Source organism: Clostridia bacterium, assembly GCA_012841935.1.
GTDB lineage: Bacteria > Bacillota > Peptococcia > DRI-13 > DTU073 > DUTS01.
This window is the reverse complement of record DUTS01000017.1, coordinates 1-1,714: the sequence shown is the minus strand read 5'-3', so window position 1 is coordinate 1,714 and position 1,714 is coordinate 1. Positions and strand designations below refer to the sequence as shown.

Below are 1,714 nucleotides of genomic sequence, written 5' to 3'. Positions count from 1 at the left end.
GAAATCACGGGCGTTCCATCGAATTCTTTACTAGAGATGGTAAATTATTTATTCGAAGTATACGTAAAGGAGTAAAGGTTATTTAATGGAACCCCAAACCCTTTGGAAAGAATATTTCATTACTAAAGATCCACAGTTAAAGGAAAAGTTAATTAAACATTATGTTTTTTTGGTGCGACAAATTGTTGGTAAAATGTCATCCTCTTTACCTCTGCATATAGAAAAGGATGATTTAACTAGTTATGGTATTTTCGGTTTATTGGAAGCTATTGAGCGTTTTAATCCTAATTTAGGAGTCCCTTTTGCAGGATTTGCTTATAAAAGAATTAGGGGGGCGATCATTGATGGTATTCGTAAAGAGGATTGGTTGCCCATTTCGGTAAGGCAAAGGGCTAAACAGCTAGAACAAGCATATGAAAAAATTGAAAAGGAGTTAGGTCGTAGTGCTACAGATAATGAAATAGCTGCAGAATTGGGTATTAATGAAAATGAATTAGGTGAATGGTTAAAAGCGGTGCAGATTATTTCTATTTTATCTTTGGATCAGTCTTTTGGCGAAGATGAAAGCTTTTTTCTTAAAAATAATTTATGGGATGAAAATAGTCCTAATCCCTTACAGATGGTTCTAGATTATGAGATTAAACAAACTTTAACCCGGGTAATAGATAAATTGCCGGAAAAGGAAAAACTGGTAATCAGTCTATATTATTATTCCGATTTGTCCAACAAGGAAATAGCGGAAGTAATGAATTTATCTCCTTCGCGGATTTCACAACTTCACACTAAGGCAATTTTTAGACTACGTGGCAAGTTAGTACAATTAAAAAATAGTAAGGTGGGCTGAAAATGTTAAATACCGACAAAAATTATCAATTGCAGAAGGGTGAAAAGGGAATATTGTTAATTGTTCGGGAATCGGCGGCTTCTGGGGTAAAAATAGAACAGTTGTTTTTTGAATTGAAACAGCGCAATATTATTTATGAGGCAGAGGATATTCGAAAGTTGTGGGCTGAAGCATCGGGTAATCCGGAAGAAATTGCTCCTTTGGAAAAAGTACAAAATTATGATTATTTACTTGATCTGCAGGTTTCCAAGGATAAAATGAGAGCCATTTTGAAAATTTATCCTGCTTTAATTGAAAAACCTTTAAAAAAAGAAATGATTTATAGTTTTTTACGGGAAAAGGGAATTGCCTTTGGTTTAAAAGAAGAGTTATTACCAGAAATACTTAAATCACGAGAAAATTATAGTGAATGGCTTATTGCTGAAGGAAAGCCAAGTGTTAATGGGATTGATGCTCATTTAGAATTCTATTTTCAAAAAGAAGACCCTTCTTTAAAACCTCAGGAATTAGAAAATGGTCGAGTAGATTTTTATAATCTTGATTTAATTCAAATTGTGGAAGCTGGTACGGTACTTGTAGAAAGAATTCCGCCTACAGCGGGAACAAATGGGCATAATGTTTTGGGAGGAGAAATCAAGGCTCGCCCTGGTAAGGATTTGCGTTTGCCCTTAGGGGTTAATACTGAAATTACAGAGGATGATACCAAATTAGTGGCTAAAATAACCGGACACGTTTGTTTTGTTCATCGTAAAGTTAATGTTTACCCAACATATGAGGTTAAGGGTAATGTGGACTTTAACACAGGTAATATTAAATTTCCCGGGAATGTTATTGTTAGGGGGAGTGTGCTTAATACATTTATGGTAGAAG

General features: G+C 34.6%; 2 protein-coding genes. Both read left to right on the top strand.

The annotated features are described in order from the left end of the window. The first annotated feature begins 85 nt into the window (after positions 1 to 85). Complete coding sequence (locus tag GX687_01175; GenBank protein ID HHX96064.1) at positions 86 to 844, top strand: FliA/WhiG family RNA polymerase sigma factor; 759 nt, start codon at positions 86 to 88, stop codon at positions 842 to 844. Positions 845 to 846: 2 nt separating this feature from the next. Then, positions 847 to 1,714 (top strand): DUF342 domain-containing protein (locus GX687_01170; GenBank protein ID HHX96063.1); only part of this gene is annotated, 868 nt, incomplete at its 3' end.

Coding starts and splice junctions, on each gene's coding strand:
- GX687_01175 (HHX96064.1), top strand. CDS start 86: ATGGAACCCCAAACCCTTTGGAAAGAATATTTCATTACTAAAGATCCA.